Annotated in this window: 20 protein-coding genes; 8 read left to right on the top strand and 12 right to left on the bottom strand. The window is 67.6% G+C overall.

What is annotated here, in order from left to right:
- Positions 1–30: 30 nt before the first annotated feature.
- The 4 genes from IBX22_RS04910 to IBX22_RS04895 all read right to left on the bottom strand — a co-directional run bounded on the left by IBX22_RS04910 (position 31) and on the right by IBX22_RS04895 (position 2,988).
- Positions 31–696 (bottom strand): MspA family porin, encoded by a 666-nt coding sequence (locus IBX22_RS04910; protein ID WP_194814170.1) that lies wholly within the window; start codon positions 694–696, stop codon positions 31–33.
- Between the two features lie 26 nt (positions 697–722).
- Positions 723–1,364, bottom strand: a complete 642-nt coding sequence (locus IBX22_RS04905) for an MspA family porin (protein WP_194814169.1) — start codon at positions 1,362–1,364, stop codon at positions 723–725.
- A gap of 189 nt (positions 1,365–1,553) precedes the next feature.
- Positions 1,554–1,748: a ferredoxin gene (locus IBX22_RS04900; protein ID WP_194814168.1), complete on the bottom strand. Its 195-nt coding sequence runs from the start codon at positions 1,746–1,748 to the stop codon at positions 1,554–1,556.
- A 31-nt stretch (positions 1,749–1,779) separates the two neighbouring features.
- Positions 1,780–2,988, bottom strand: coding sequence for a cytochrome P450 (locus IBX22_RS04895; protein ID WP_194814167.1), 1,209 nt, complete (start codon positions 2,986–2,988; stop codon positions 1,780–1,782).
- A gap of 137 nt (positions 2,989–3,125) precedes the next feature.
- Between IBX22_RS04895 and IBX22_RS04890 the strand changes: the two genes are divergently transcribed.
- Entirely contained in the window at positions 3,126–6,284 is a 3,159-nt protein-coding gene (locus IBX22_RS04890; RefSeq protein ID WP_194814166.1) for a BTAD domain-containing putative transcriptional regulator, read from the top strand.
- Here IBX22_RS04890 and IBX22_RS04885 read toward each other — a convergent pair.
- Complete coding sequence (locus IBX22_RS04885; RefSeq protein WP_194814165.1) at positions 6,268–7,017, bottom strand: ABC transporter permease; 750 nt, start codon at positions 7,015–7,017, stop codon at positions 6,268–6,270. The two genes, IBX22_RS04890 and IBX22_RS04885, sit on opposite strands and share 17 nt — an antisense overlap.
- Complete coding sequence (locus IBX22_RS04880; protein WP_194814164.1) at positions 7,014–7,955, bottom strand: ATP-binding cassette domain-containing protein; 942 nt, start codon at positions 7,953–7,955, stop codon at positions 7,014–7,016. Before IBX22_RS04880 ends, IBX22_RS04885 begins: the two co-directional genes overlap by 4 nt.
- A 149-nt stretch (positions 7,956–8,104) precedes the next feature.
- On the opposite strand from IBX22_RS04880, the gene IBX22_RS04875 reads away from it, so the two are divergent.
- Positions 8,105–8,743: a DUF4097 family beta strand repeat-containing protein gene (locus IBX22_RS04875; protein ID WP_194814163.1), complete on the top strand. Its 639-nt coding sequence runs from the start codon at positions 8,105–8,107 to the stop codon at positions 8,741–8,743.
- Positions 8,744–8,758: 15 nt separating this feature from the next.
- Here IBX22_RS04875 and IBX22_RS04870 read toward each other — a convergent pair whose 3' ends face one another.
- Positions 8,759–9,073, bottom strand: coding sequence for a hypothetical protein (locus IBX22_RS04870; RefSeq protein WP_194814162.1), 315 nt, complete (start codon positions 9,071–9,073; stop codon positions 8,759–8,761).
- Positions 9,074–9,163: 90 nt separating this feature from the next.
- Between IBX22_RS04870 and IBX22_RS04865 the strand changes: the two genes are divergently transcribed.
- Both IBX22_RS04865 and IBX22_RS04860 read left to right on the top strand, forming a co-directional pair.
- On the top strand, positions 9,164–9,487 hold the full coding sequence (locus IBX22_RS04865) for an ArsR/SmtB family transcription factor (protein WP_375540201.1): 324 nt from the start codon (positions 9,164–9,166) through the stop codon (positions 9,485–9,487).
- Position 9,488: 1 nt separating this feature from the next.
- Entirely contained in the window at positions 9,489–10,040 is a 552-nt protein-coding gene (locus IBX22_RS04860; RefSeq protein WP_194814160.1) for an SRPBCC domain-containing protein, read from the top strand.
- Between the two features lie 42 nt (positions 10,041–10,082).
- On the opposite strand, the gene IBX22_RS04855 is transcribed toward IBX22_RS04860, so the two are convergent.
- Entirely contained in the window at positions 10,083–11,324 is a 1,242-nt protein-coding gene (locus IBX22_RS04855) for an oxygenase MpaB family protein (protein ID WP_194814159.1), read from the bottom strand.
- Between the two features lie 294 nt (positions 11,325–11,618).
- Between IBX22_RS04855 and IBX22_RS04850 the strand changes: the two genes are divergently transcribed.
- Positions 11,619–12,761 (top strand): alkaline phosphatase family protein, encoded by a 1,143-nt coding sequence (locus tag IBX22_RS04850; protein ID WP_194814158.1) that lies wholly within the window; start codon positions 11,619–11,621, stop codon positions 12,759–12,761.
- Here the strand turns inward: IBX22_RS04850 and IBX22_RS04845 are convergent.
- The gene (locus tag IBX22_RS04845) at positions 12,745–15,903 is read right to left on the bottom strand and encodes a carboxyl transferase domain-containing protein (RefSeq protein ID WP_194814157.1); all 3,159 of its coding nucleotides are present in this window, start codon (positions 15,901–15,903) and stop codon (positions 12,745–12,747) included. The genes IBX22_RS04850 and IBX22_RS04845 overlap by 17 nt on opposite strands.
- A 178-nt stretch (positions 15,904–16,081) precedes the next feature.
- Between IBX22_RS04845 and IBX22_RS04840 the strand changes: the two genes are divergently transcribed.
- Entirely contained in the window at positions 16,082–16,690 is a 609-nt protein-coding gene (locus IBX22_RS04840; RefSeq protein ID WP_194814156.1) for a TetR family transcriptional regulator, read from the top strand.
- 18 nt (positions 16,691–16,708) lie between these two features.
- Entirely contained in the window at positions 16,709–17,533 is an 825-nt protein-coding gene (locus tag IBX22_RS04835; protein ID WP_194814155.1) for an alpha/beta fold hydrolase, read from the top strand.
- Positions 17,534–17,542: 9 nt separating this feature from the next.
- Here IBX22_RS04835 and IBX22_RS04830 read toward each other — a convergent pair whose 3' ends face one another.
- Together IBX22_RS04830 and IBX22_RS04825 are read right to left on the bottom strand one after the other, a co-directional pair.
- On the bottom strand, positions 17,543–18,829 hold the full coding sequence (locus tag IBX22_RS04830; RefSeq protein ID WP_194814154.1) for a CdaR family transcriptional regulator: 1,287 nt from the start codon (positions 18,827–18,829) through the stop codon (positions 17,543–17,545).
- Between the two features lie 205 nt (positions 18,830–19,034).
- Positions 19,035–19,661 (bottom strand): TetR/AcrR family transcriptional regulator, encoded by a 627-nt coding sequence (locus tag IBX22_RS04825; RefSeq protein ID WP_194814153.1) that lies wholly within the window; start codon positions 19,659–19,661, stop codon positions 19,035–19,037.
- 129 nt (positions 19,662–19,790) lie between these two features.
- Between IBX22_RS04825 and IBX22_RS04820 the strand changes: the two genes are divergently transcribed.
- Positions 19,791–21,161 carry an AarF/ABC1/UbiB kinase family protein gene (locus IBX22_RS04820; protein WP_194814152.1) on the top strand — a complete coding sequence of 457 codons (1,371 nt, stop codon included), beginning with the start codon at positions 19,791–19,793 and terminating at the stop codon, positions 21,159–21,161.
- On the opposite strand, the gene IBX22_RS04815 is transcribed toward IBX22_RS04820, so the two are convergent.
- A complete protein-coding gene (locus IBX22_RS04815) occupies positions 21,162–22,655 on the bottom strand; it encodes a multicopper oxidase family protein (protein ID WP_194814151.1) in 1,494 nt (497 codons plus the stop codon). It abuts the gene before it with no gap.
- Positions 22,656–22,742 lie beyond the last annotated feature (87 nt).

Here is a 22,742-nt window from a genome sequence, read left to right as displayed (position 1 = left end):
AGGCAGTAACACGCAACAGTTGAGCAACCTTCAGCCGATGCTGAATGGCTGACCCCACAGCAGCACGTTCCCGATGAAGTTGGTGCTGCCGATCTCGGCCGCCACGAAGGCTCGGGCCTGCGCGTATCCGCCGCAGCCGTCCACCGAGAAGGTCTCGTCGATCCAGGTCACGCTGGTGTGCGGTCCTGGCACCTTGTTGTAGCGCTTGTGTGATTCCTGGCCGTAATCGTCGGGCATTTCCAGATCCAGCATCAGACGAGCTACCGCTTTGCCGGGGCCGAAGGTGATTCCGGTGCCGATAGCCTCGGCCGGCGCCACCGACCACGCGCCTTGCGCGCCCTGGGACGCGGTCGCGGTTTCGTTGCCGCTCTCGGTGATCCCGGCGATATCCACCTGACAGCCGACGATGTAACCGGGACTGAGCTTGATCGTCGCGGTCGAGGCGCTCGGGCCCGCGAGATCCACACTCGCGCGGGCGGTTACCCACACATTGCGATGCACCGGTGTCGCGCCCATCGATCCGCTGATCTTGGCCGACTCCGAGTCGAGGCTAAGGGTCGCGGTGGTTCCGTCGGCCAGTTCACGCGTGATCGTTCCGCCGGGCAGCGGTACGAAGGTGTCGGCGGTGGCCACCACCGTCTGACCGATCCCGAATGCTGTCGCGGCCAGTGCCGTTCCGAGAATCTTGCCGAACATGCGATCCCTTCCTTCGGAGCGGACCGTCAGCCGAGGCTGAACGGCTGGCCGTAGAGAGTGGCCTTCACGTATTCGGTGCCGATGATCTCCACCACGGAGGCCTGGCGTGCCTGAGCCTGACCGGCGCAGCCCTGAACCTCCATCGGCACGTCCTGGTAGTTGATCGTGTAGGTGCCGCTCTTGGGTAGATCGATGTTGTTGATCGCGACCCACTGCACCTGACCTGGGGACAGCGGAAAGCTGAACCCGCCGACGATGGTCGGGGTCGCGCTGAGCGTGAATGCCGAATTCAGACTCAGCTGGCTCAACCCCACCTGACAGCCGACGATGTAGCCGACGGTGAGGTTGGACGCGCCGTGCGTGCCCGAGTTGTTGGTACCGGGGAAGTTCTTGGGTCCGTTGTTGGGCCCCACGACGCCGTCGGGTGTCTCCACCTCGGTCGTCACGTCACCGGACACCCACGAGCTGCGGCCCGCGCCGTTGGCTGCGAGGGAGGACGAAATGATCGCGCGCTCACCGCGACTCGTGATTTTCACCCCTGGGCCCTCGATATGGCCGTCCGGCAACGGCACCACGACATCCGCGGCCGCCCCACCTGGTAGCGCGACGAGCCCGATGCTCACGGCGACGGCGGTCACCGCCCACTTTCCGATCCGACTTCTAACCATTCACCCCTCGCTCATCGTCGCGAGGCCGCACTCCTCCGAACCTGAGGGCGACCGCGCTGCGCCAACATTCACTGAGGTAAAGCCTGGAAGGTGCCGTGACAGCCGGGAAAACGCGAACCAGTCGGCGTCGGCGAGGGAATCTAACCACAGATCCGCGAGCCGCTGCGTTTGCCCCGCTCCACCGTCTTCCTACTCGCGCGAAGCAGTCAGGGCCCCGGAAGGGCAGGCGTCCAAGGCTTCCCGCACGGCCGGGTGATGGCGCTGTGGGCTCGGGTCGAGCAATCGCACGCGGCCGTCGTTGTCGTCCTGATCGAAGACCTGCGGTGCGAGGAGGGTGCACATGCCGGCGCCGATACAGCGTTCCCGGTCCGCTGAGATTCGCATGGGGATGATCTCCTTTCGTGACTGCCCGGCCTTACCAGGTGACCGGAAGTTCGTGTACGCCATAGATATTCATGTCGGTGCGGAGCCGCACCTCCCCGGCGGGGACGGCGAGTTCGAGGGTCGGGAAGCGGCGGAGCAGTCCTTCGAAACCGGCGCGCATTTCGATGCGGGCCAGTTGCTGGCCGAGGCAGGTGTGGATGCCGTGGCCGAAGGCGAGGCGGCCGCGGGATTCGCGGCGGATGTCGAGGGTGTCGGGGTTGTCGAAGCGCTGGGGGTCGTGGTTGGCGGCCAGTAGGGAGACGACGACGGTCGATCCCTCGGTGATCAGTTCGCCGCCGAGTTCGATGTCTTCGGTGGCGTAGCGGTAAAAGATGTCGGCGACCGACAGATAGCGCAGGAGTTCCTCGACGGCGTCCGGCATCAGTTCCGTATTCGCGCGCAGGTCGGCTAGCTGTTCGGGGTGCTCCAGCAGCGCGAAAGTGCCCAGCGCCAGCATGTTCGCGGTGGTTTCGTGCCCGGCGAGCAGGAGCAGGAAGGCTATGCCGACCAGTTCCTCGATGCTGAGGTCCTCGTCGCGGGCCAGGTCGGAGAGCAGGTCGTCGCCGGGTTCGGCGCGCTGGCGTGTGACGAGTTCGGCGAGGTAGGTGTTCATCGCGATGAGCGCGGCCATCTTCTCCTCCAGCGTCTGGTCGCGGACCAGGAACTGGGCGGAGTTGACCTGGAAGGTCTCCCGGTCCGCGTAAGGGACACCGAGCATTTCGCAGATCACCAGCGAGGGCACCGGCAGCGCGAACGCCTTGACCAGGTCGACCGGCGGGGCCATCGTCGCCATCTCGTCCAGCTGACGTTCGACGATATCGATGATGTGGTCTTCGAGCTGCTTCATCCGCCGGACGGTGAAGGCGCCGGTGAGCTTGCGCCGCAGCCGGGTGTGGTCCGGCGGGTCCATGGCGATGAACACGCCGGGCATCTGCGGGGACGGTTCGGTCTGGACGGGCATGCCGGGGGTTTCGAACGGCACGTGGATGATTCCGAGGTCCTGGCGGGAGCTGAACCGGGTGTCGGCCATCAACTGGCGGACCGCGTCGTAGCCGGTGACGAGCCAGCCCTGGTGCCCGCTCGGGAAGGCCATCGGGCTGACCGGGCGGACCCCGCGCAGCTCGGTGATCTCGCGGGGCGGGTCGAAGGGACCGGCGTTGCGTTCCATGGGCAAGCCCTGGATGGGATCCGTCTGGGTCATCGGATTTCCTTTCGTGGCGGTTGTTGTGACGACAATCGCTGGGGGACCTGACACGGGCCTGTCACGGCCCTGACACCAGTGGTTGTGCCGCTGTCGGCGGTCGGAGGTGGTCGCGCACGCATGGCAAGATCGGCCAGGTGCAAATCGGGATTCTCGGACCATTCGAAGTCCGCACGGAGGACGGCGTTTTCGCCGACGTGCCGGGCGCGCGGTTGCGTGGGCTGCTGGTAGCCCTCGCTCTCGAGCCAGGTCACCCGGTCCCCAAAGCGACGCTCATCGACTGGATTTGGGGTGAGAACCCGCCCGCCGACGCGGCGAATTCCTTGCACCGCTTGGTTTCCCGGCTGCGCAAGGCGCTGCCGGAGGGGTCGGTCGAGGGGCAGACCGACGGCTACCGCTTGCGGGTGGAACCCGACGCCGTCGATGCCGTGCGGTTCGAACGCCTGCTCGCCCAAGCCCGCAACGAGGACGATCCGCAGGCGGTGGGTCGACTACGCGAGGCGCTCGCGCTGTGGCGTGGAGCGGCCATGCAGGATGTCGGCCTGCAGGAAAGCGGGGCGTTCGAGGCGGCGGTCACCCGGCTCGAAGGGTTACGCCTGACCGCTCTGGAAGGCCGGTTCGACGCGGAAGTCGACCTCGGCCACGGCGCGGAAATCGTCACGGAACTGACCGATCTGGTGGCCGCGCATCCGATGCGGGAACGGCTCGTCGCCGCGCTGATGCGCGCCCTGGTCGCGACCGGCCGCGACACCGAGGCACTGCGCGTATACGAGCGCACGCGCGAAACCCTGGCCGACGAGCTCGGCGTCGACCCGTCACCGGAGTTGTCCGCACTGCACGTCGCACTGCTGCGCGGCGAATTGGGGCGTAAACAGGAGCCCCGCAAGACCAATCTGCGCGCCGAGCTCACCAGCTACATCGGGAAAGACGCCGATGTCGCCGCGGTCCGCGACCTCATCACCGGCCATCGGCTCACCACTCTGATCGGGCCGGGCGGCTCGGGCAAGACCAGGCTTTCCACCGAAACCGCCCGCACGCTGCTCAATGACCTGCCGGACGGTGCGTGGGTGGTCGAACTCGCGGCCATCGGCGCCGATGGTGATGTCGCGCAGGCGACACTCGCCGCGCTCAAACTGCGCGATGCGCTGCTCGGCGAAGCACCGGACGCGGAGCCGACAGACCGGGTCGTCGCCGCGCTCCGCGACCGTTCGATGCTGTTGATCCTGGACAACTGCGAGCACGTGATCGAGTCCGCTGCGGCTTTCGCCCATCGCGTGCTCGGCGAGTGCCGTCGAATGCGGATCCTCGCGACAAGCCGTGAGCCCCTGGGCATTACCGGCGAAGCCCTGTGGCCGGTCGCGCCACTGGCCCTGCCCGGCGAAGACGCCGACCCCGCTGCGATCGAGTCCGCGCCCGCCATCCAGTTGCTGCTCGATCGAGGCGGCGCGGTACGCAAAGACCTCGTGACCGAAGCCGCCCCCATGGCGACCCTGGCGCGCGTCTGCCGCGCGCTGGACGGGATGCCGCTGGCGATCGAACTCGCCGCGGCCCGGCTGCGCACCATGTCCCTCGATCAGCTAGCGCACCGGCTCGACGACCGGTTCCGGCTGTTGACCGGCGGCAGCCGTGCCGCGCTGCCCCGGCACCGGACCTTGCGCGCGGTGGTCGACTGGAGCTGGGAGCTGCTCTCCGACGCCGAACGGGTTGTCCTGCGCAGGCTTTCGGTGTTCTCGGGCGGGGCGAGCCTGGAAGCGGCCGAGCACGTCTGTGCGGGCCCGGGAGGCGGGAAGAGCGTGGAGGTCGAGGCGTACGAGGTACTCGAACTGCTCACCGCGCTCACCGAGAAGTCATTGGTCGTCACCGCGGGCGACGCGGCACCGCGTTACCGAATGCTCGGCACCATCAAGGAATACGCCCAACAGCGTCTCGCCGAAGCGGAGGAGACCGAGCTGATGCGCCGGGCGCACCTCGCGTACTTCACCGAACTCGCCGAAACCGCGGAACCGCAGCTGCGTCGCGCCGAGCAACTGATGTGGCTCGCCACGCTGGAGGCCGAGCACGACAATATCAGCACCGCGATGCGCGGTGTGCTCGCAGCCGGCGAAGCGGACGGCGCGATCCGGCTCGCCGCGGCCGCCGGCTGGTACTGGTGGCTGGCCGGACACAAGACCGTAGGCAGCGAACTGATCACGGCGGCCGTCGCCCTGCCCGGCGAATCGGCCGACGAGGCCCGGGCCGTGGTGTACGGCCTGGTCGTGCAGTTCATGACCTCCGGACAGCAGGCGGACCAGCATTACGCCGCGGAGTGGATCCACAGGACGTACGAACTCAGCCAGCGAGTGCAGGGCCGGCACCCGGCGCTGCGGGTCGCCGCCCCGCTGGAACGCATGGTGCAGGATCCGGAAGGGTTTCTGCCCGCGTGGGAAGCGCTGCTGACCGACCAGGACCCCTGGGTCCGGGCGCTGGCCCGGCTGCACCTGGGCAAACTGCGGATCCAGCTCGGCCACGGCGGCCCGGAGGTGGAGACCTACCTCGAGACCGCGCTCGCCGAGTTCCGCGCGATCGGGGACCGGTGGGGCATCTCGTTCGCGCAGACCGAACTGGCGAATCGAATCGCCATGCGCGGTGAGTTCGCCGCCGCGTGCGCGCACTACGAGCAGGCGATCGCGGTCGTCACCGAGATCGGCGCCATCGAGGATGTCGTGCCGATGCGGTCCCGGCAGGCCCAGTTGTATTGGCTGCTGGGCGATTCGGAGGCGAGCGCGGCCGCGCTGGCGGAGGCGCAGCGGTCCGCGGAGCGAGTCGCCTGGCCGACCGCGCTGGCGGAGCTGGCGCTGTCGAAAGCCGAGCTCGCGCGCTGGCGCGGCGATGCCGAGCAGGCGCGCCGTCAGATCGACGTCGCGACAGCGCTGTTGGGCGAGGACGCCGAGCAGCCGACCGTGCGCGGAATGCGGGAAGACCTACTCGGATACCTGGCCGAGGATGTCGGCGCCTCCCGGGCACACCGCGTCGCGGCCTTCCAGGCCGCTACCGAGGCGGGTCATCCCCTCCTCCTCGCCCGGGTGCTCGTCGGCATCGCGGATCTCGCACTGCGCGTCGACCAGGACGAGCAGGCGGCACGACTGCTCGCGGCGAGTGCCGTCCTGCGCGGCATGCCCGAGCAGTCGTATCCCGATGGGGCGCGGATCGAGCAGGCGACGCGAAATCGCCTCGGCGACACGAGGTTCACCGAGGCGACTGCCGAGGGGGCGCAGGCGAGCTGGCAGGAGTTGGTCTCGGTCACGCTCGCTTCGTGAACGTGGCCGACGCCCACAGGTATCCGACGACGGCGATCCCCGCACACCAGGCGACGGCGGCGACCGCGTTGCCGGTTTCCGGCGCGCCACTGAGCAATCCGCGCATGGTTTCGATGATCGGGGTGAACGGCTGGTACTCCGCGAACTGCCGCAGCCCCGGCCCCATCTTCTCCGCCGGAACGATCGCGCTGCTGAAGAACGGCAGCATCACCAGCGGCACGGCGGCCATACCCGCGGTTTCCGGCGACTTGGCCGCCAATCCCAAAGCGACCGTGAACCATCCGGCCGCGAAACCCAGCAGCACAACGATGCCGGCCACACCGAGCCAGTCCAGCAAACTCGCCGCCGGGTCGAATCCCAGCAGAAAGGCCACTCCGATCAGGGCGACGATGGCGATCACGTTGGTGAGCACACTGGCGACGACGTGGCCGGTCAGCACCGCGCCCCGGGAGACGTCCATGACCTTGAACCGGTTGATGATGCCCTTGGTCATGTCGGAGTTCACCGCCGTCGCGGTGCCGCCCAGCCCGTAGCAGACGGCCAGCAGGATCAGGCCCGGCGTCGCGTAGTCGATGTAGTCGACACCGACGTTGAACGCGTCGCCGAACATGTACACGAACATCAGCATGATGATGATCGGCATCAGGACCGCGTTGAACACCGAGGTCGGGTTCCGGGCGATGTGCTTGAAGTTGCGGCGCAACATGACAACTGCGGGGGACTTGGCGCTCATTTCACTACTGCTTCCGTGGCGTGGCCCGTCAGGGCGAGGAAAACGTCGTCGAGGTCGGGGGTGTGGACGGAGAACTCTTCGGCGGCGAGCCCGTGCTCGTCGAGCCGATCCAGCAGGGCGCGAAGCGATTTCGTGCCGCCGTCGCTGGGCACGCGCAGGGTCAGGGTTTCTTCGTCCCAGGTGGTGTCGGGGAACAGTCGCGCGGCGGCGCCCAGTTCGACGCCCTCGGTGAACCGGAGCCGGACGTGCGTCCCTGGGATCTGGCGCTTGAGTTCGCCGGGCGTGCCCTGGGCGACCAGCCGTCCCTGGTCGAGCACCGCGATCTGGTCGGCGAGCTGATCGGCTTCCTCGAGGTACTGGGTGGTGAGGAAGATGGTGACGCCGTCGTCGACCAGGTCTTGGATGATCGACCACATGGTGCGGCGGCTGCGCGGGTCCAGTCCGGTCGTCGGCTCGTCCAGGAAGATGATCCGCGGGTTGCCCACCAGCGTCATCGCCAAGTCGAGCTTGCGGCGCATACCGCCGGAGTAGGTCGACGCGGACTTGCCCGCGGCCGCCGCCAGGTCGAAGCGTTCCAGCAGGTCCGCGATCGTCCGCTTGCCGGCGGCGGCAGAGATCCCGTGCAGGTCCGCCATCAGTTGCAGGTTCTCCTGCCCGGTCAGCAGCTCGTCCACCGCCGCGAATTGGCCGGTGACCCCGATCGCCGCGCGCACCGCCTTGGCCTCGGTGGCGAGATCGTGGCCGGCGACGAGTGCGGTCCCACCGTCGGCCTTCAGCAACGTGCTCAGCACGTTCACCGTCGTCGTCTTGCCGGCGCCGTTCGGGCCGAGCAGGGAAAAGATCGTTCCCGCACGGACATTCAGATCGATGCCGGCGAGCACGACCTTGTCCCCGTATGTCTTGCGCAGTCCGGAGACCGCGATCGCTGAATCTGTCATGGGTCAAACCATCGGCGTCCGGCCTGACACCCACCTGTCACGCACCTGTCACGACCGTGTTCGGGGCCGGGGTGCGCGGTGGCGGAGCCGTGTCAGGACGGCAGGCGATCGTGGTTCTCGTCGAACACCACACCAGAAGGAGTCCAGCCATGCCTACTTTCCAGACGCCGGGACCGATCGCCGTCGCCATCGACGTACCCTCCGGGAACGTGCAGGTCATCGCCTCGGATCGGACTGATACCAGCGTCGAGGTCCGCCCGAGTTTTCCGGCCAAGAAGGCGGATGTGCGCGCCGCCGAGCAGGTCCAGGTCGATTTCTCCGCCGGAACCCTGACCGTGACGCTGCCGAAGGCGTGGCGCCTCTATGGCCCGCTGAGCGGTAACCCGTCGATCGAGGTTATCGTCGAGGTGCCGATCGGCTCCCGGCTGAAAGCCGTCGCGGCGGTAGGTCGTTTGCTGGTCACCGGCGAATTCGGCGAGTGTGACCTGGAGATCGCCGCCGGCGACATCATCGTCGATCGCCCGCACGGGTCGGTGACCGCGAAAACCGCCAAGGGCGACATCCGAATCGGCGAAGCCGCGCGCGGAACCCTGCGGCTCGCAACGTCTTACGGCGAACTCGAGGTCGGCATCCGCCCGGGCAGCGCGGCGCGGGTGGAAACCAACGCCCAATACGGCACCGTGCAGAATCTGATGGAACCGGTCGGCCAGGCGCCCGCCGAAACAGTGCAGGTGTTCGCCCGTAACTCCTACGGCAACATCATCATCCGGCACACCAACGCCGCCTGAATCCGTCCAGGGAAGCTACTCCGTGAACAGCGCCACGAAGAGCATCGCTGTGCCGAGGAACAGGATTGTGGTCGCGATCGCCGTAATCCGCCGCGGCACAACGTAAGGCAGCGTGACCGCCGTGATCGCCGCGGCGGGAACGGAGAGCACGGTGCTGAAGATCAGCCGGTAACCGTGTGGGTCGGTGGCGGGATCGGTCGATATCCGGGAGCTGAGCACGTTGAACGCGCACAGTCCCCAGAACATGCAGGTGACGAGGCACACGATGCCGATCGTTATCCGCAGCACCCACCAGGTGCGCCCGCGTGCCCGCCATTCAGTTCGGTCCACAGTCCCATCCTCGCGGAAATGCGTCGAGTCTGGCGGGTCAGCTGCCGTATGCCTTGACAGGAATATTCCGCTCAAGGCATGATCGGTGGCGTGGCACGTGACGTCTTCGAGGTTCTCGCCGATCCCACCCGGCGGCGGATCCTCGACCTCCTGCGAGAAGGGGAGCGCACCGTCGGTGATCTGGCCGGTGCGCTCGGTACCGCGCAGCCCAATGTGTCGAAGCATCTGAAGATGCTCGATACAGCGGCGCTGGTGCGAGTTCGAGTGGACGGCCCGCGCCGGCACTACGGGCTCGCCCTGGACCGGCTGCGGGAGATCGACATGTGGCTGGCGCCGTTCCGCGAGATCTGGGCCGACCGGCTCGACGGACTCGAGCGCTATCTCGACACCCTGCCCGACGACCCCGAGGAGTGACATGACCGGAGTAAACCAGCGGCTCGGCGAGGTCCTGCGCGACGGCGAGCGCGTAGGCGTCCGCTACGAACGCGCACTCGCACACCCGCCCGCCAAAGTCTGGAGCGCGCTCACCGAATCCGAACACCTGCGGCACTGGTTCCCCGCCGACATCCTCGGCGAGCGCCGGGCCGGCGCGGAGATCCGCTTCCGGTTCTGGCCGGAGACGGTCGATTACGCCGACACCGAACTGGCGGAGGCCGGCGTCGACCTCGACGACCCGGAACTGCCCGGCCGGATCCTCACCTGGGACCCGCCCCGGATCTTCGAATTGCTCTGGGACGACGAACATTTGCGGTTCGAGATCGTCGCCGACGGGCCGGGCTCCCGACTGCTCAGCACAATCTGGTTCGGAAAACCCGGCCCGCACGGGCTCCCAGGAACCGCCGCCGGATACCACTTCTGCCTCGACGCCTTGGCCGACTCGCTCGACAACCAGCCGACCGCGCTGCCCGACCCCGAGGTGGTCGCGGAACTCGAGCGCCGCTACGCGGAGCTCATCGGTACGCCCTGACGCGTTTCCGCACCGTCGTCGACCCGGCCGAACTCGCCGAGATCAGCGCGGCGGCAGGTTGAGATCCCGGTTCATGGTGGGGATTTCGATGCTGATGGGCAGGCGGAGTTCGGCCAAGTAGATCAGGGCGGCTTGGCGGAGGAATTCGTCGAAGAGCCAGTAGGCCTCCGGGGCCAGCGGGACCACCGGGAGCAGACCCTCGCGGACCGCGATGAACGGGCCCCAGCTGAAGCGCAGCAAGGGATCCCAGACCGGTTCGCGCGGGATGGCCAGGCCGTCGGCGATGGGGTCGCCGAGCAGGAAGCGGGTGAACGACCCGAGCACCGGTTTGGTGAGGATGGCCAGGTCGAGCTGGGTGCCCAGGCGCAGGAGGCGGTCGGCGAGTTTCGCGCCTTCGGGAGTGGCGGCCAGGATGGGGTCGAGCACCTGGGCCGCTTGGGAATTGGCTTCGGGCCAGGTGGCGGGAATGTACTCGTCGCGGACGCCGAGCATGTGGGCGCAGACCTGCCAGGAGTGCAGGAACGCGTCGGATTCGTGGGCGGGGATCGGGACTCGCCACGCGGTGAGATGCTTCATCACGGTGGTGGGCAGGCTGTGCCAGGTGACCATGATGTCGTTCTGGCTGATCGGGATGTCCTCGTCGGCGACGTAGGCCCAGTGCGGGGATTGCGGCAGCAGGTGCCGGACCGCGGCGTGCACCAGCCGGGTCTTGACGCAGGTCACCACCATTTCCCCGTCGGGGGCGTAGGCGTTGTAGGTGCCGATGTCGTAACCGAGTTTCGCGGTTTTGGAGATGCGGTCCTTGAGGTCGTGGCCGCCCTTGGAGTAGTAGACCGCGCGGGCTTCCTTGGGAATGACGGTGCTCATCATGCCGCTGGCCAGCCCGTAGAGGACGCCGAGGTACAGTCCGCGCTTCTTGTTGAATTCGACTGCGGTGGCGAGCTTTCCCCGGTCGGTCCAGTGCGGGAGCTGGCGGGCGTATTCCATGAAGTCCCGCAATTCGGCCGGCAGACCCGCGGGCAGGGCCTGGCCGTTCCTGGTCCAGGTGCGCAGGAGTTCGTTGACCCGGGGGACTTCGCCGCGGTCGATGAGCCCGGCCACCACCGGATCGGCCTCGGCGTCCCACACCGCCAGGGGATCGGCGCCGGTTCCGTCGCCGGCGACCGAGCCCTGCGGGGACCACGTCCACGGTTCCGCCCGGGCGGGGGCGACTGCGGCCAGGGTGCCGAGTGCGCCCAGTGCGCCGCCCACTTTGAACGCGTTGCGTCTGCTGAAACTATCCATCGTCGCGACTCCTCATCGAGCTGAGCACTGCCGCGATCCGCGGAGCGTCTCTGTAAGCGAAGAATTGTTAGTAACTTAACTCGAGCGGATCGACCTGTCTGGCGTTTGCGAATTCTGCTCTGTACACCAGATATTCGCTGATCAGTGCGCGGCAAGGCGAATCGATCTTGAACAGTGCACCGCAAGAATGATTGGGCACTTAACTCACGGTTCGCCGCTCACTACGCCGGTCGTGCGGACACGCGCGATCAATGCACTCGCGGAATCGGCACACAGACGGCACTATTCGAGGCGATGCCGTACACACTCGCCGATGTCATGCCGTCCGTCGCCGCGTCCTTCGGTCTGGGCGGGCCCAATCCACTCGGTCTCGAACCGAACCGTGATGTCGTGGTGCTGCTGATCGATGGGCTGGGCGCCGAGCTGCTCGCACGGCACACCGATGTCGCCCCCACTTTGGCCGCGCACGTCACCCACACGCTGACCGCCGGATTTCCGGCCACCACCGCGACCAGCCTCGCCAGTCTCGCCCTGGGCGCGCCCTGCGCTACGCACGGCATCATCGGGTACTCCTTCGCCCTGCCCGACACCGGCAACCTGCGGTTGCTGAACTCGCTGACCTGGCGGCTGGACGCCGCGACGGGAGACGATGCGCGCGAACGGTTTCCGCCGGAAAGTGTGCAGCCGCGCGCCAGCCGACTACAGGATCTCGCCGCGAACGGGATAGACGTGCACTACGTGATTCCGGCGTTCCAGCGCGACTCGGGCCTGACCAGAGCCGTGTTCCGCGCGGCGGGCACCTTGCACCCCGCCAAGACCCTCGATGAGGTGCGAGCCGGAATCCTTTCTGTCACCGACCATTCCGGCACCGGATCGCGATTCGCCTACGCCTATTTCCCGGATCTCGATGCGACCGGCCACCTGTTCGGGCCCGAATCGGACCAGTGGCTGACGGTCCTGGGCCAGGTCGACGCCTTCGTCGCCGGTCTACTGACCGACCTACCGCCGACGTGCACGCTGCTCATCACCGGCGATCACGGAATGATCCACGCGGACAACGTGATCGACCTCGACGCGCAATCCCGGTTACATCGGGAAGTGCAGCTGATCGCGGGGGAGCCGCGGGTGCGCCACGTCTACCTCGAGCGTCCCGCGGCGCTGCCCGATGTGATAGCGGCATGGACCGCCGAATTGTCCACGCACGCAAGAGTGGTCAGCCGCGAGGAGGCCCTGGACGAGCACTGGTTCGGCCCGACCCTGCCGGAACCCGTCATCGCGAACCGCATCGGTGACCTGCTCGCCGTCGCCAAGGATCGGACCGTGCTCGTCTGCCCGGCCCGGGAACCCCTGGAATCGAACCTGATCGGCCACCACGGCGCCTGGACCTCCGACGAGCAGCTGGTCCCGCTGATCAGCAGCATCAAGACAGCGTCGTGATCCAGCGCCGGGTATCGGCCGGATCGATGACGTCGTCGAGTTCGAAGACGGCCGCGGCGTTGAGCGCTTTGCTGTTGGCGTAGGCGAGCTGCACCATCCACTCGAAAGTGCGCTGGCGTTCGGCGGGGTCCTCGATCGCTTCGAGCTGTTTGCGGAAGCCCAGGCGCACCGCGCCTTCCAAGCCCATGCCGCCGATTTCGCCGGTCGGCCAGGCGATTACGAAGCGCGGACTGCGGAAGGAACCCGCCGCCATCGCCTGCGCGCCCAAGCCGTAGCCCTTGCGCAGGACGACGGTGCCGAAGGGCACCGACAAAGCGGCGCTGTCGATGAACAGCCGGGCGAACTTGGTGACCGTCGCCTCCCGCTCGGCATCCGGTCCGACCATGAAACCTGGTGTGTCACACAGGGAGACGATCGGCAGGCCGTGCGCGTCACACAGGCGCAGGAATGCGCTGAGCTTCTCCGCCGCCGGTGCGTCGATCGCCCCGCCGAGGTGGTGCCCGTTGTTCGCGACGAGTCCGAAGGGGCGTCCCTCGACCCGGACGAGCGCGGTGACGACGCCGACTCCCCAGTCCGTCCGCAGTTCCAGCATCGAGTCCACATCGACGATGGCTGTGATCGCGGCCCGCACGTCGTAGGCGCGTAACCGGTTCTCCGGCACCACATGCCGGGCCAGCCGCGGGTCCGGCGCGGTCCAGTCGGCGACGCCGTCCTGGAAGTAGGACAGATAGCGCCGGGCGACCTCGACGGCGTGCGCCTCGTCGCGGGCGACCACGTGCACCACGCCGTTGCGCCGCTGCACCTCGATGGGACCGATGTCCTCGGGCGCGTATACGCCGAGCCCGCCGCCCTCGATCATCGCCGGTCCGCCCATGCCGATATTGGCGTCGGGGGTGGCGATCACGACATCGCAGATGCCCAGCAGTGCGGCATTCCCGGCGAAACAGCGACCGGAGGCGATGCCGATCAACGGCACCCGCCCCGACAGCGCGCCCATCGCGCGGAAGGTCGTCACCTCGAGACCGGACACGCCGGTGTAGTCGGTATCTCCGGGCCGCCCGCCGCCACCTTCGGTGAAGAACACGACCGGCAGCCGCTGCTCGTGCGCCAGCTCCAGCATCCGGTCGGTCTTGCAGTGGTTGCGCATCCCCTGGGTACCGGCGAGCACGGTGTAGTCGTAGGACAGCACCACCGCACGCCCGGAGTTGATCGTCGCGACACCGGCGATCAAGCCGTCGGCGGGTGTGTTCGCGATGAGGTCCGCATCGTTGCGGCGCTGCCGTTGCGCGGCGATCGCGAGTGCGCCGTACTCGCGAAAACTGCCGTCGTCGACCAGGTCGGCGATGTTCTCCCGGGCTGTGCGCCGGCCCAGCCGATGACGTTTGGCGACCGCCTCCGGGCGTGCGTCGTCCTGTCCGGCACGGTGGCGTTCGAGCACCTCGGCGAGGTCGGCGCGAATCGCGTCGAGGTCGATTGCGGTTGCCTCGGAGACGGTTTCGTCGTGGTCGGCTTGGGTCCAGGTGACCAGCAGCGCGTGCGGGTCGACGACCGCTCCGGCCTCGGCGAAGGCGCGCCGCACCAGCAGCGGCGTCTCGGCGCGCAGCACGTGCTGCATTTTCATCGCTTCGAGCACCGCGACCTCGCCACCGGCGGCGACGACGGTTCCCGGGGCGGCGATGCTGACGAGGGTGCCGCCCATGGGGGAGCGGAGCGCCTGTTCGTCGTCAAGAAGTACTGGTGCCGAAGCGGTTAGACGTGTGGAAGCCGCGTCAATCGGCATCGATACATAACCCGCGGCGTCCGCGATCAACTTCTCCGCATGCTGCTCGAACCACGAGGTAGATACCGGGCCGGTCGCGGCAAGTGCGTCCAGGATCGCTCGGAGCAGATGCGCGTTGCTGTCCACCCCGGCGATCACGGTTTCAGCCAGCGCATCCGAGCAGCGTTGCAGCGCAGCCGGATACGTGTGCCCTCGGGTGATCACCTTCGCCAGCAGCGAATCGAAGTGAGCGCCGATTCGAAGACCCGGACCCGCAGCGGTATCGACTCGAACACCCGCGCCGGTCGGTGCCGTGAAATGGGTGAGCGTCCCGGTGCTCGGCAGCATGTCACCGCCGGGCGTGACGAGTTCGGCGTTCACCCGGGCCTGGATCGCGAAACCGCGTGGTGTCGTGTCCGCGAGATCGAGGTCGTCCAGCGTGACACCCTGTGCGAGATCCAATTGCACGGCAACCAGATCCAGCCCCGTGGTCTCCTCGGTCACCGTGTGCTCGACCTGCAAACGGGGATTGACCTCCAGGAACCATGCCGCGTCAGCGCTGACGAGGAATTCGACGGTGGCGAGTCCGCGATAGCCGACCGACTCCGCGATTCGGACAGCATCACTATGCAGCTGATCCCGCAGTGCGGCAGGCAGATTAGGCGCCGGAGCGATCTCGATCAGCTTCTGCCGGCGGCGCTGCACACTGCAATCCCGATCACCGGCCGCGACCGCGCGCGTGCCGTCCCCGATCACCTGAACCTCGATGTGCCGGGCGTCCGGTGCGAGCGCCTCCGCGTAGAGGGTGCCGTCGCCGAAACTCGCGAGCGCCTCCGATCGGCAACGCTCATACGCGTCCGCCAATTCACCGGATTCCCGGACGACCCGCTGGCCACGTCCGCCGCCACCGTGCGCCGCCTTGATCATCACGCCCTGCGGGTGCTCGGCCAGCAACGCTTCGATCGCGGGCAGTGCCGCGTCGGCGGCGGTTGCCGCCAAGACCGGCAGTCCCGCGTCGAGGGCCGCGTGCCGGGCCGCGAGTTTGTCGCCGAAGATCCGCAGCGCGTCCGGATCCGGACCGACGAAGACCAGCCCCGCCGCCGCGCAAGCCGCGGCGAAATCGGCGTTCTCGCTGAGGAATCCGTACCCCGGGTGTACGAGCGCTCCTACCCCGGCCGATCCCGCCGCGTCGACCACGGCTGCCACATCCAGGTATGCCGCGGCACCCGTCCCCGGCAACAGCACCACCTCGTCGGCGAGCCGGGCGGGCAGCGCCGAGCTCTCCTCCTCGGTGCACAGCGCATAGGTCGTATAACCACGCTCCCGTGCGGTGCGCAGGATCCGGACCGCGACTTCACCTCGATTGGCGATGACAACCTTCACGCTGCCCAGTTTGCGTTGATGTCGGCTTCGATGTCATGTCAGGGCCCCAGGCGTGGATGCGCAGCGGCCCACGATTCGGTGCACTATGTTGACGCGATAGTGCTAATCGTGCACTCTTGACCTATAAGAGTGCACCAAAATGCGAGCCATGGGTCGCTGACGGCAAAGGATGGCGACGGTGACGAGTCAAACTCCCTCCGTCCGTCTCGCTGCGCGGGAGCTGGTTCGCGAGCGCATCCTCGAGGCGGCCACCGAACTGGCAGGCACGGCCGAGTGGAAAAGCATTCGGATGACCGACATCGCCGACCGCGCCGGCGTGAGCAGGCGGACGGTCTTCAACGAATTCGAGTCCAAGAGCGGTGTCCTGGAGGCGATGGCCTGGCGGCACACGGGCCGCTATCTCGAAGGCGCTGCCGCGCTGTTGACCGAGCACAGCGACGACCCGGTCGCCGCGATTACGGCCGTCGCGGAATTCCTGCTCAGCGCGGTGGCCGCGGACCCGTTGGCGCAGTCCGCGCTGAACGCGCCGCCGGACGAGCCTGGTGAGCTCCTCGCGCTCGCGACGACCCGCTCCGCCCCCTACATCGATGCTGTGACCCAGTTCTATATCGCCTTCGCCGAACAACATTGGGCCACCCTGATTCGCCCGGGCGTCGACCTGCCATTTTTCGCTGAAAGCCTGGTCCGGCTGACCTTCAGCCACATGATCCGGCCTTCGGCCGCACCCCCGGACACCGCGCGATCGCTCGGCCGGTTGGCGGCGGCCCTGCTACTACAACCGCGATAGAGAAAGGACTCGTCAACGATGACGAACTCGGACCGGCGTGTATCGCCGACACCACCCGCGCACTACCGTGCGGGTTCCGGTGAGCCGCTCGTGCTGCTGCATGGCGCCACCAGTACGTGGCGCTGCTGGGAATCGGTGCTGCCCGCCCTCGTCGACCGATACGACGTATTCGCCCCGAACCTGCCCGGCCACGCGGGCCAGCCCGGCGTCCGGCCGCTCACCATCGATGGCATGGTCGCAGCGGTCGAGGCCGCCATGGACGATGCTGGATTCGGCACCGCCCATATCGTCGGCAACTCGCTCGGCGGCTGGGGCGCAATGGAATTGGCCCGGCGCGGGCGCGCCCGCAGCGTTGTGGCGCTAGCCCCGGCCGGAGGCTGGGCGCCTGCCGAAATCCGTGTCCCCGCGCTCTTCCACTCGATGCGCCGGAGCTTGCAACTAGGCCTTCCCGCGCTGCCGACCCTGATGCGCGTGCCCGTGCTGCGTCGCAATCTGCTGCGCTTGGTCTGCGAGCACGGTGACCGGCTGACCACCGAGCAGGCCCTCGTCGCCTGCTACGACGCACTCACCTGCACCTTGATCGACGACCTACCCCGCCCGATCGTCGCGCAGACCGAGCCCTACGGCGACCTAGGCATCCCCGTCCTCATCTCCTGGGGGACGAGCGACCGGCTCCTGACCATGCCGCGCTACTCCGACCCGTGGCGCAAGCTGGTGCCGACCGCCACCTGGCACACCAATCGCGGCGTCGGCCACGTCCCGATGTTCGACGACCCGGACCTGGTCGCCAACACCATCATCGACTGGGTGACGCGCGCTTCGGCCCAGCGAAAGGCCAGCTGACCCCCGCGGCTAGCGTTGCGGGACGACCGATTTCGCGGCTTCGGGCTGGTCTCGGTAACTCCGTGCGACGAGCGCCGACCGGAGGTACCACAGCCCACTGGCCTGGCTCGGATCGAAGCCGGTGATCGCGGCGATGCGCTTGAGCCGGTAGTCGACGGTGTTGGTGTGCACGTGCAGCGCGTGCGCCGTGCGCTGGCGGTTGAGGTTGTTGCTGATGTGCAGGTGCAGGGTGCCGAGCAGTTCGGGGTGTGAGTCGAGCGGGTCGAGCAGGGTGCACAGTTGTTCGCGACCCGGGCCGGGCCGGGTCAGCTGGTATTCGAGGGCGAGATCGTCGAATCGGTACAGGCCGCGTTCGAGCCGCAGCCGGTGCACCATGTCGAGCAGCTGATGGGCCTGGTCGGCAGCGCCGGGTATATCCGCAGCGGCCACCGAGACCACGGCCGCGGTGATCGGCACCTGCCCGGCCTGGGACAGCATGGCGACGAGGCGGTCGAGGTCGACGGTTTCGGCGGTCGTGGGAATGAGCAGGGTCCCGCCGTCCACGCTGAGCAGCGACAACACGGTGTCACCCGCGCTGGCGAGCGCGGCCTGTACGCGCCGCAGTTTGCGGCGCGCGACGACATTGCGGTCCACCGCGGGATTGGCCTCCTCCGGGTGCGGGGGTATGGCCAAGGCCAGGACGTGGTACCGGTCGGCGATCTCGATACCGGATTCCCGGGCCATCGTGGAGGTGGGGTGCCCGGCCAGGAGCGCGGAGGTCATGGTGTGCACGCCGTGGTGGTGTTCACGGACCACCGAACGCAGTTCCCGCACATAGGCTTTGGAGACCGCGCTGGTCATGGTGTCGAGGATGTCGACGACGATGCGCGCGCCGCCGACGAGATCGTCGTAGTCGCCGCGGCGCAGCACCAGCTGATCGTCCTCGTGGGTGTACCCGGTGGCCGCGCTCATGACGACGAGGTCGAGTCCGAGCCGGAACCCCTCGTGCATGGCCCGGTGCACGGTGTCGATCGGCACGCCCTCGCGTGCCCACTGCGCCGCGGCGTGTTCGAGCCGGCGGATCTTCTCCGGGGCGTCGGTGCCGTCGAGCATGCTGACCGCCAGTTCCAGGCACATGCGGGTGACGGTGGTGACGTCGCCGTCGAGCGATTCCCCGGGCAGGGTGCGGCACGAGACCACCGTCTCCAGGAAATGCGTGACCATCTCCCGCGAGAGCGCGCGCACGTTCCGCAGTGGCTCGGCCAGCGATGTTCCGGGGCGGGTCCGGCCCGGGTTGGGTGACGTATCCACGGTCATCGGTGACCTCTCTTCCGAACTTTCTAAAAGCGGTAGGTGTTACCCGCTCTATCAGAAACCGTAAACTGCAAACGAACTCACCTTCTACTCCTCTTCGGAATCTCGGCGAATGCGGGTAAAGGTGGGGGCGCACCTGGGCGAATGCCGATTGCCGCGCAGTGTGGCGGAGTGCTCGCGACGCCAATTGCTAGGGCACCGCTCACTTTCAGGCCGCGCGGTCGCGTTCGTTGTCGGTCCAGGCCGCGATCATGCGCGCGGTCATCTGAATCGCCTCTTGGCGCGCTTGGGCGTCGACCTCCAGCGCCGCGGACCGGACCACCGCCGCGAAACATGTATTGATCAGCACAAAAGTCATCACGTCGTACTCGTGATCGTCGCCGGGACCGAGGATCTGGATCACCATCACCTTGACCAGCAGCCGCAGCCGCGGCTCGAATTCGGGGATGCCGCTGCTGTAGAACTGCACGCCCTCCACGAGTGCGCGCACCAGCCGGGCCTGGGCTGCCAGTTCCTCGGAGAGAACCTCGAGGATGCCGGTGACCATCTCCAGCGTGGACCGGTCCGACAGGCCGAATATCTGCTGGGTGAAGCGTTGTTCGATGGTTTCCAGCAAGCGCCGCAGCAGCTCCTCGACGATCACGGCGCGGTCGGAGAAGTACCGATAGACGGTGCCGATACTCACCCCGGCCTCGGCCGCGATGCGGTTGGTCGAGGTGTTCGCGATGCCGCGCTCGCCGAAAAGCGTGGCGGCCGTGTCCAGGATGTGCTCCCGGGTTGCCCTGGCGCGTTCCTGGGCCGGCCGCCGCCGCTGACCTGACGCTTTCGACGGCATCGTTGCCTCCTGCCGACTCGAGAAAATGAGCGGCGCTCAGCTTAGGCATGGTCCGGGCTGCCGCGTGGGCGAATTACCGATCATGAGGAGCCCTCATAGGGTGAAATGTGGTGGATCAACGGAGGTGTGATGACCGGTCGGGTACCGAAGAGCAGGCTCGCGCGCGGCGGCAAGATCAGCGCGATGGTGGCGGGCCAGGCGATCCGCGGAGTCGGCACCCGGTTGTCGATGATCGGGCGGCCCGAGCAAGCGCGCGAACTACTCGCCGAACGATCCACGCTGCAGACGGCGCAGCAGCTGGTCACTGTGCTCGGCGGCCTCAAGGGCGCGGCGATGAAGGTCGGGCAGATGCTGTCGGTGCTCGATGTCGACCTGATGCCGGAATCGCATCGGGAGATGTTCCGGGTCAAGCTCGCCGAGCTGCGCGATCAGGCGCCGGTGGTGCCGTTCGCGGGCATGCGCAGGGTGATCGAGGACGATCTTGGCCCCTTGACGCGCGCGTTCGCCGATTTCGACGAGACCGCGATCGCCGCGGCGTCGATCGGCCAGGTCTATCGCGCCCGGCTGCACGACGGGCGCGAAGTCGCGGTGAAGGTGAAATATCCGGGTGTCGACGATGCGGTCGAGGCGGATATGCGCAATCTGGCGATGTTCAGCCGATTATGGAAGTCCGTGCTGCCCAGTGCGGCCGACAACGATGTGCTGGAAGAGATCGCCCGCAACATCGGCAGCGAACTCGACTACGAGCGCGAAGCGCTGACCCAGCATCGGATCTCCGAACGCTATCGCGGTCACCCGTTCATCACCGTGCCGAACGTGATCGGCGAGCTCTGCGGCCCGCACGTGCTGGTGACGGAATTCGTTGCGGGACAGTCATTTCACGAGATACAGGATTTGCCAGCCGTCGATCGCGACCGGATCGGTGAGCTGGTGTACCGCTTCTATGTCGGGTCCCTGTTCTCCGACTACGAATTCTGCGGCGACCCGCATCCGGGCAATATCCTCTACGCCGCGGACGGCCGGGTCGGATTCGTGGACTTCGGGCTCTACAGCCACATGGAGCCGGTGCGCGTCGAATTCGAACGCGAATGTCTGCTCGCCGCAGGCGAATACCGCGCCCAGGACCTCTACGACGCGTGGGCCGGGCACGACATCATCGACCCGGATTCCGATGTCTCCGCTCAGGAAGTCCTGGATTACGTCTGGGCGGCGGCGGGCTGGCACCTGCTCGACGAGGAGATCACCATCACCCCCGAGCTCGCCACCGGCGCGGTGATCATGGCCGTGGATCCCCGGGCCGCCGAGTTCAAAGGCATGCGCACCCAACGGCTTCCACCCGAGCACGTCTTCTCCCGCCGCGCCGACCTGTTCACCTTCGCGGCCCTGGGCCAGCTGAAAACCACCAACAACTGGCACCGGATCGCCCGCGAGTGGCTCTACCGGGAACCGCCGGTCACCGAGATCGGGCGTGCGGTAGCGGGGTGGCGCGCCACGCGGTGATCACCCGTGCCCGCCGTGCGACATCGGCATCTGCATCGGGGCAGGCTGCTGGCCGGGACCGAGCACCAGGAACTGGCCCATCATGCCGTGATCCTCGTGCAGTAGCAGGTGGCAGTGATACATGTAGGGGTAGGTCGGGTCGGTGTGCTCGGAGAACCGCATGACCAGGGTGTAGATGGAGCCGGGTTCGGTGTAGACGGTGTCCTTCCAGCCCGCGAGCACGGGTGGTGGTGCGGCGCCGTCGATTTCGGTGATCTGGAACTGCACGTCGTGCACGTGGAAGTTGTGCGGCCAGTTGTCGGCATTGCGCACCGTCCACACTTCGGTGCTGTCGGCGGCGACGGTGAAGTCGATGCGGTTCATGTCCATCTGCAGCTTGTTGATCTGGAACCACTGCAATTCGAAGCGCCGGTTGGCGGCCGCGCCCGCGGTCGGGATCGCCACTCTGGGAATCAGTGAATCCGGCACGACCGCAGCAGTTCTGACCGACGCCGCGCCGCGAACCTGCAGAATGTCGAAGCTGTCGTCGAAGCCGAACTCGCGAGCCTCGGCCGCGTCCATGTCGCCGCGGTTCTCGATCGGCAAGGCCCGCAGCATGACCTGATCGCCGGCCTGGACCGGCACCACGATCTCGGCTCGTTCGCCAGGGCTGAGCTGAATTCGGTTGAGCGGGACCGGCTTCGGCAGCAGGCCGCCGTCGGTACCGACCACCTGGAACTCGCGGTTGTCGGCGAATCCGAGATTGTAGAGCCGCCCGGAGGATCCGTTCAGCAGGCGCAACCGGATTCGTGACGTGCGGGCCCGGAAATAGGCTCCCGCAATGCCATTCGTGACGATGGTGTCACCGAGCAGGCCGATATCGGTCGGATCGGATTCGTCGAGCGCGCCGTCCGCGGTGAAGCGGCGGTCTTGGATTACCAGCGGAATGTCGTCCACCCCATAGTCGTTCGGCAGATCGAGGGCGTCGGCGGCGTCGTCGTCGATCAGGAAGAACCCGGCCAGGCCGCGATAGACGTGCTTCTCGGTGCCGCCGTGCGGATGCGGGTGGTACCAGAGGGTGGCGGCCTGTTGCTCGATGGTCCAGGACGGCGCCCAGGTGCCGCCGGTGGCGATCGTCTGATGCGGTCCGCCGTCCATGCGGGCGGGCACCCGCATGCCGTGCCAGTGCACCGTGGTCGGCTCGGGCAGGTCGTTGCGCACCTGGAACGCGACCGTTTCCCCGCGCCGCGCGCGCAGCGTCGGGCCGAGGTAGGGGCCGTTCAAACCCCAGGTGGGCGTGCGCTTTCCGGGAAGGATCTCGGCGGTGCCCGGCGCGAGCGTGAGCCGGAAGTTGCGGACGCCGTCCGCGCCGACGGTCGAGTCGGCCAGCGGCGGGATCGGCAGTGGTCGCGGTCCCGAGGCCGCGATGTCCGAACGTCCGAGCGCGCAGCCCGCGCTGACGGCGATCGGCGCGGCCGCGAGCCCGGCCAGGAACCCCCTTCGCGAAAAAGTCATGCTGGAAATCCTCGTCAGCGCCGGACCGGGTCTCCTCCACCCGCGGGCCGCGGATCCGGGCCGCCGCACTCCTGCCGCAGCCCCTTG

It is taken from the genome of Nocardia sp. XZ_19_385, assembly GCF_015355755.1.
GTDB lineage: Bacteria > Actinomycetota > Actinomycetes > Mycobacteriales > Mycobacteriaceae > Nocardia.
The sequence above is the reverse complement of the archived record's forward strand: the minus strand, read 5'-3'. Positions and strand labels throughout refer to the sequence as shown.

Excerpts from the sequence above, each read along its gene's own strand:
- IBX22_RS04860 (WP_194814160.1), top strand. The coding sequence starts at position 9,489 with ATGACCGGAGTAAACCAGCGGCTCGGCGAGGTCCTGCGCGACGGCGAG.
- IBX22_RS04815 (WP_194814151.1), bottom strand. The coding sequence starts at position 22,655 with ATGACTTTTTCGCGAAGGGGGTTCCTGGCCGGGCTCGCGGCCGCGCCG.
- IBX22_RS04820 (WP_194814152.1), top strand. The coding sequence starts at position 19,791 with ATGACCGGTCGGGTACCGAAGAGCAGGCTCGCGCGCGGCGGCAAGATC.
- IBX22_RS04825 (WP_194814153.1), bottom strand. The coding sequence starts at position 19,661 with ATGCCGTCGAAAGCGTCAGGTCAGCGGCGGCGGCCGGCCCAGGAACGC.
- IBX22_RS04855 (WP_194814159.1), bottom strand. The coding sequence starts at position 11,324 with ATGGATAGTTTCAGCAGACGCAACGCGTTCAAAGTGGGCGGCGCACTG.
- IBX22_RS04875 (WP_194814163.1), top strand. The coding sequence starts at position 8,105 with ATGCCTACTTTCCAGACGCCGGGACCGATCGCCGTCGCCATCGACGTA.
- IBX22_RS04880 (WP_194814164.1), bottom strand. The coding sequence starts at position 7,955 with ATGACAGATTCAGCGATCGCGGTCTCCGGACTGCGCAAGACATACGGG.
- IBX22_RS04895 (WP_194814167.1), bottom strand. The coding sequence starts at position 2,988 with ATGACCCAGACGGATCCCATCCAGGGCTTGCCCATGGAACGCAACGCC.
- IBX22_RS04835 (WP_194814155.1), top strand. The coding sequence starts at position 16,709 with ATGACGAACTCGGACCGGCGTGTATCGCCGACACCACCCGCGCACTAC.
- IBX22_RS04885 (WP_194814165.1), bottom strand. The coding sequence starts at position 7,017 with ATGAGCGCCAAGTCCCCCGCAGTTGTCATGTTGCGCCGCAACTTCAAG.
- IBX22_RS04905 (WP_194814169.1), bottom strand. The coding sequence starts at position 1,364 with ATGGTTAGAAGTCGGATCGGAAAGTGGGCGGTGACCGCCGTCGCCGTG.
- IBX22_RS04900 (WP_194814168.1), bottom strand. The coding sequence starts at position 1,748 with ATGCGAATCTCAGCGGACCGGGAACGCTGTATCGGCGCCGGCATGTGC.
- IBX22_RS04830 (WP_194814154.1), bottom strand. The coding sequence starts at position 18,829 with ATGACCGTGGATACGTCACCCAACCCGGGCCGGACCCGCCCCGGAACA.
- IBX22_RS04850 (WP_194814158.1), top strand. The coding sequence starts at position 11,619 with ATGCCGTACACACTCGCCGATGTCATGCCGTCCGTCGCCGCGTCCTTC.
- IBX22_RS04910 (WP_194814170.1), bottom strand. The coding sequence starts at position 696 with ATGTTCGGCAAGATTCTCGGAACGGCACTGGCCGCGACAGCATTCGGG.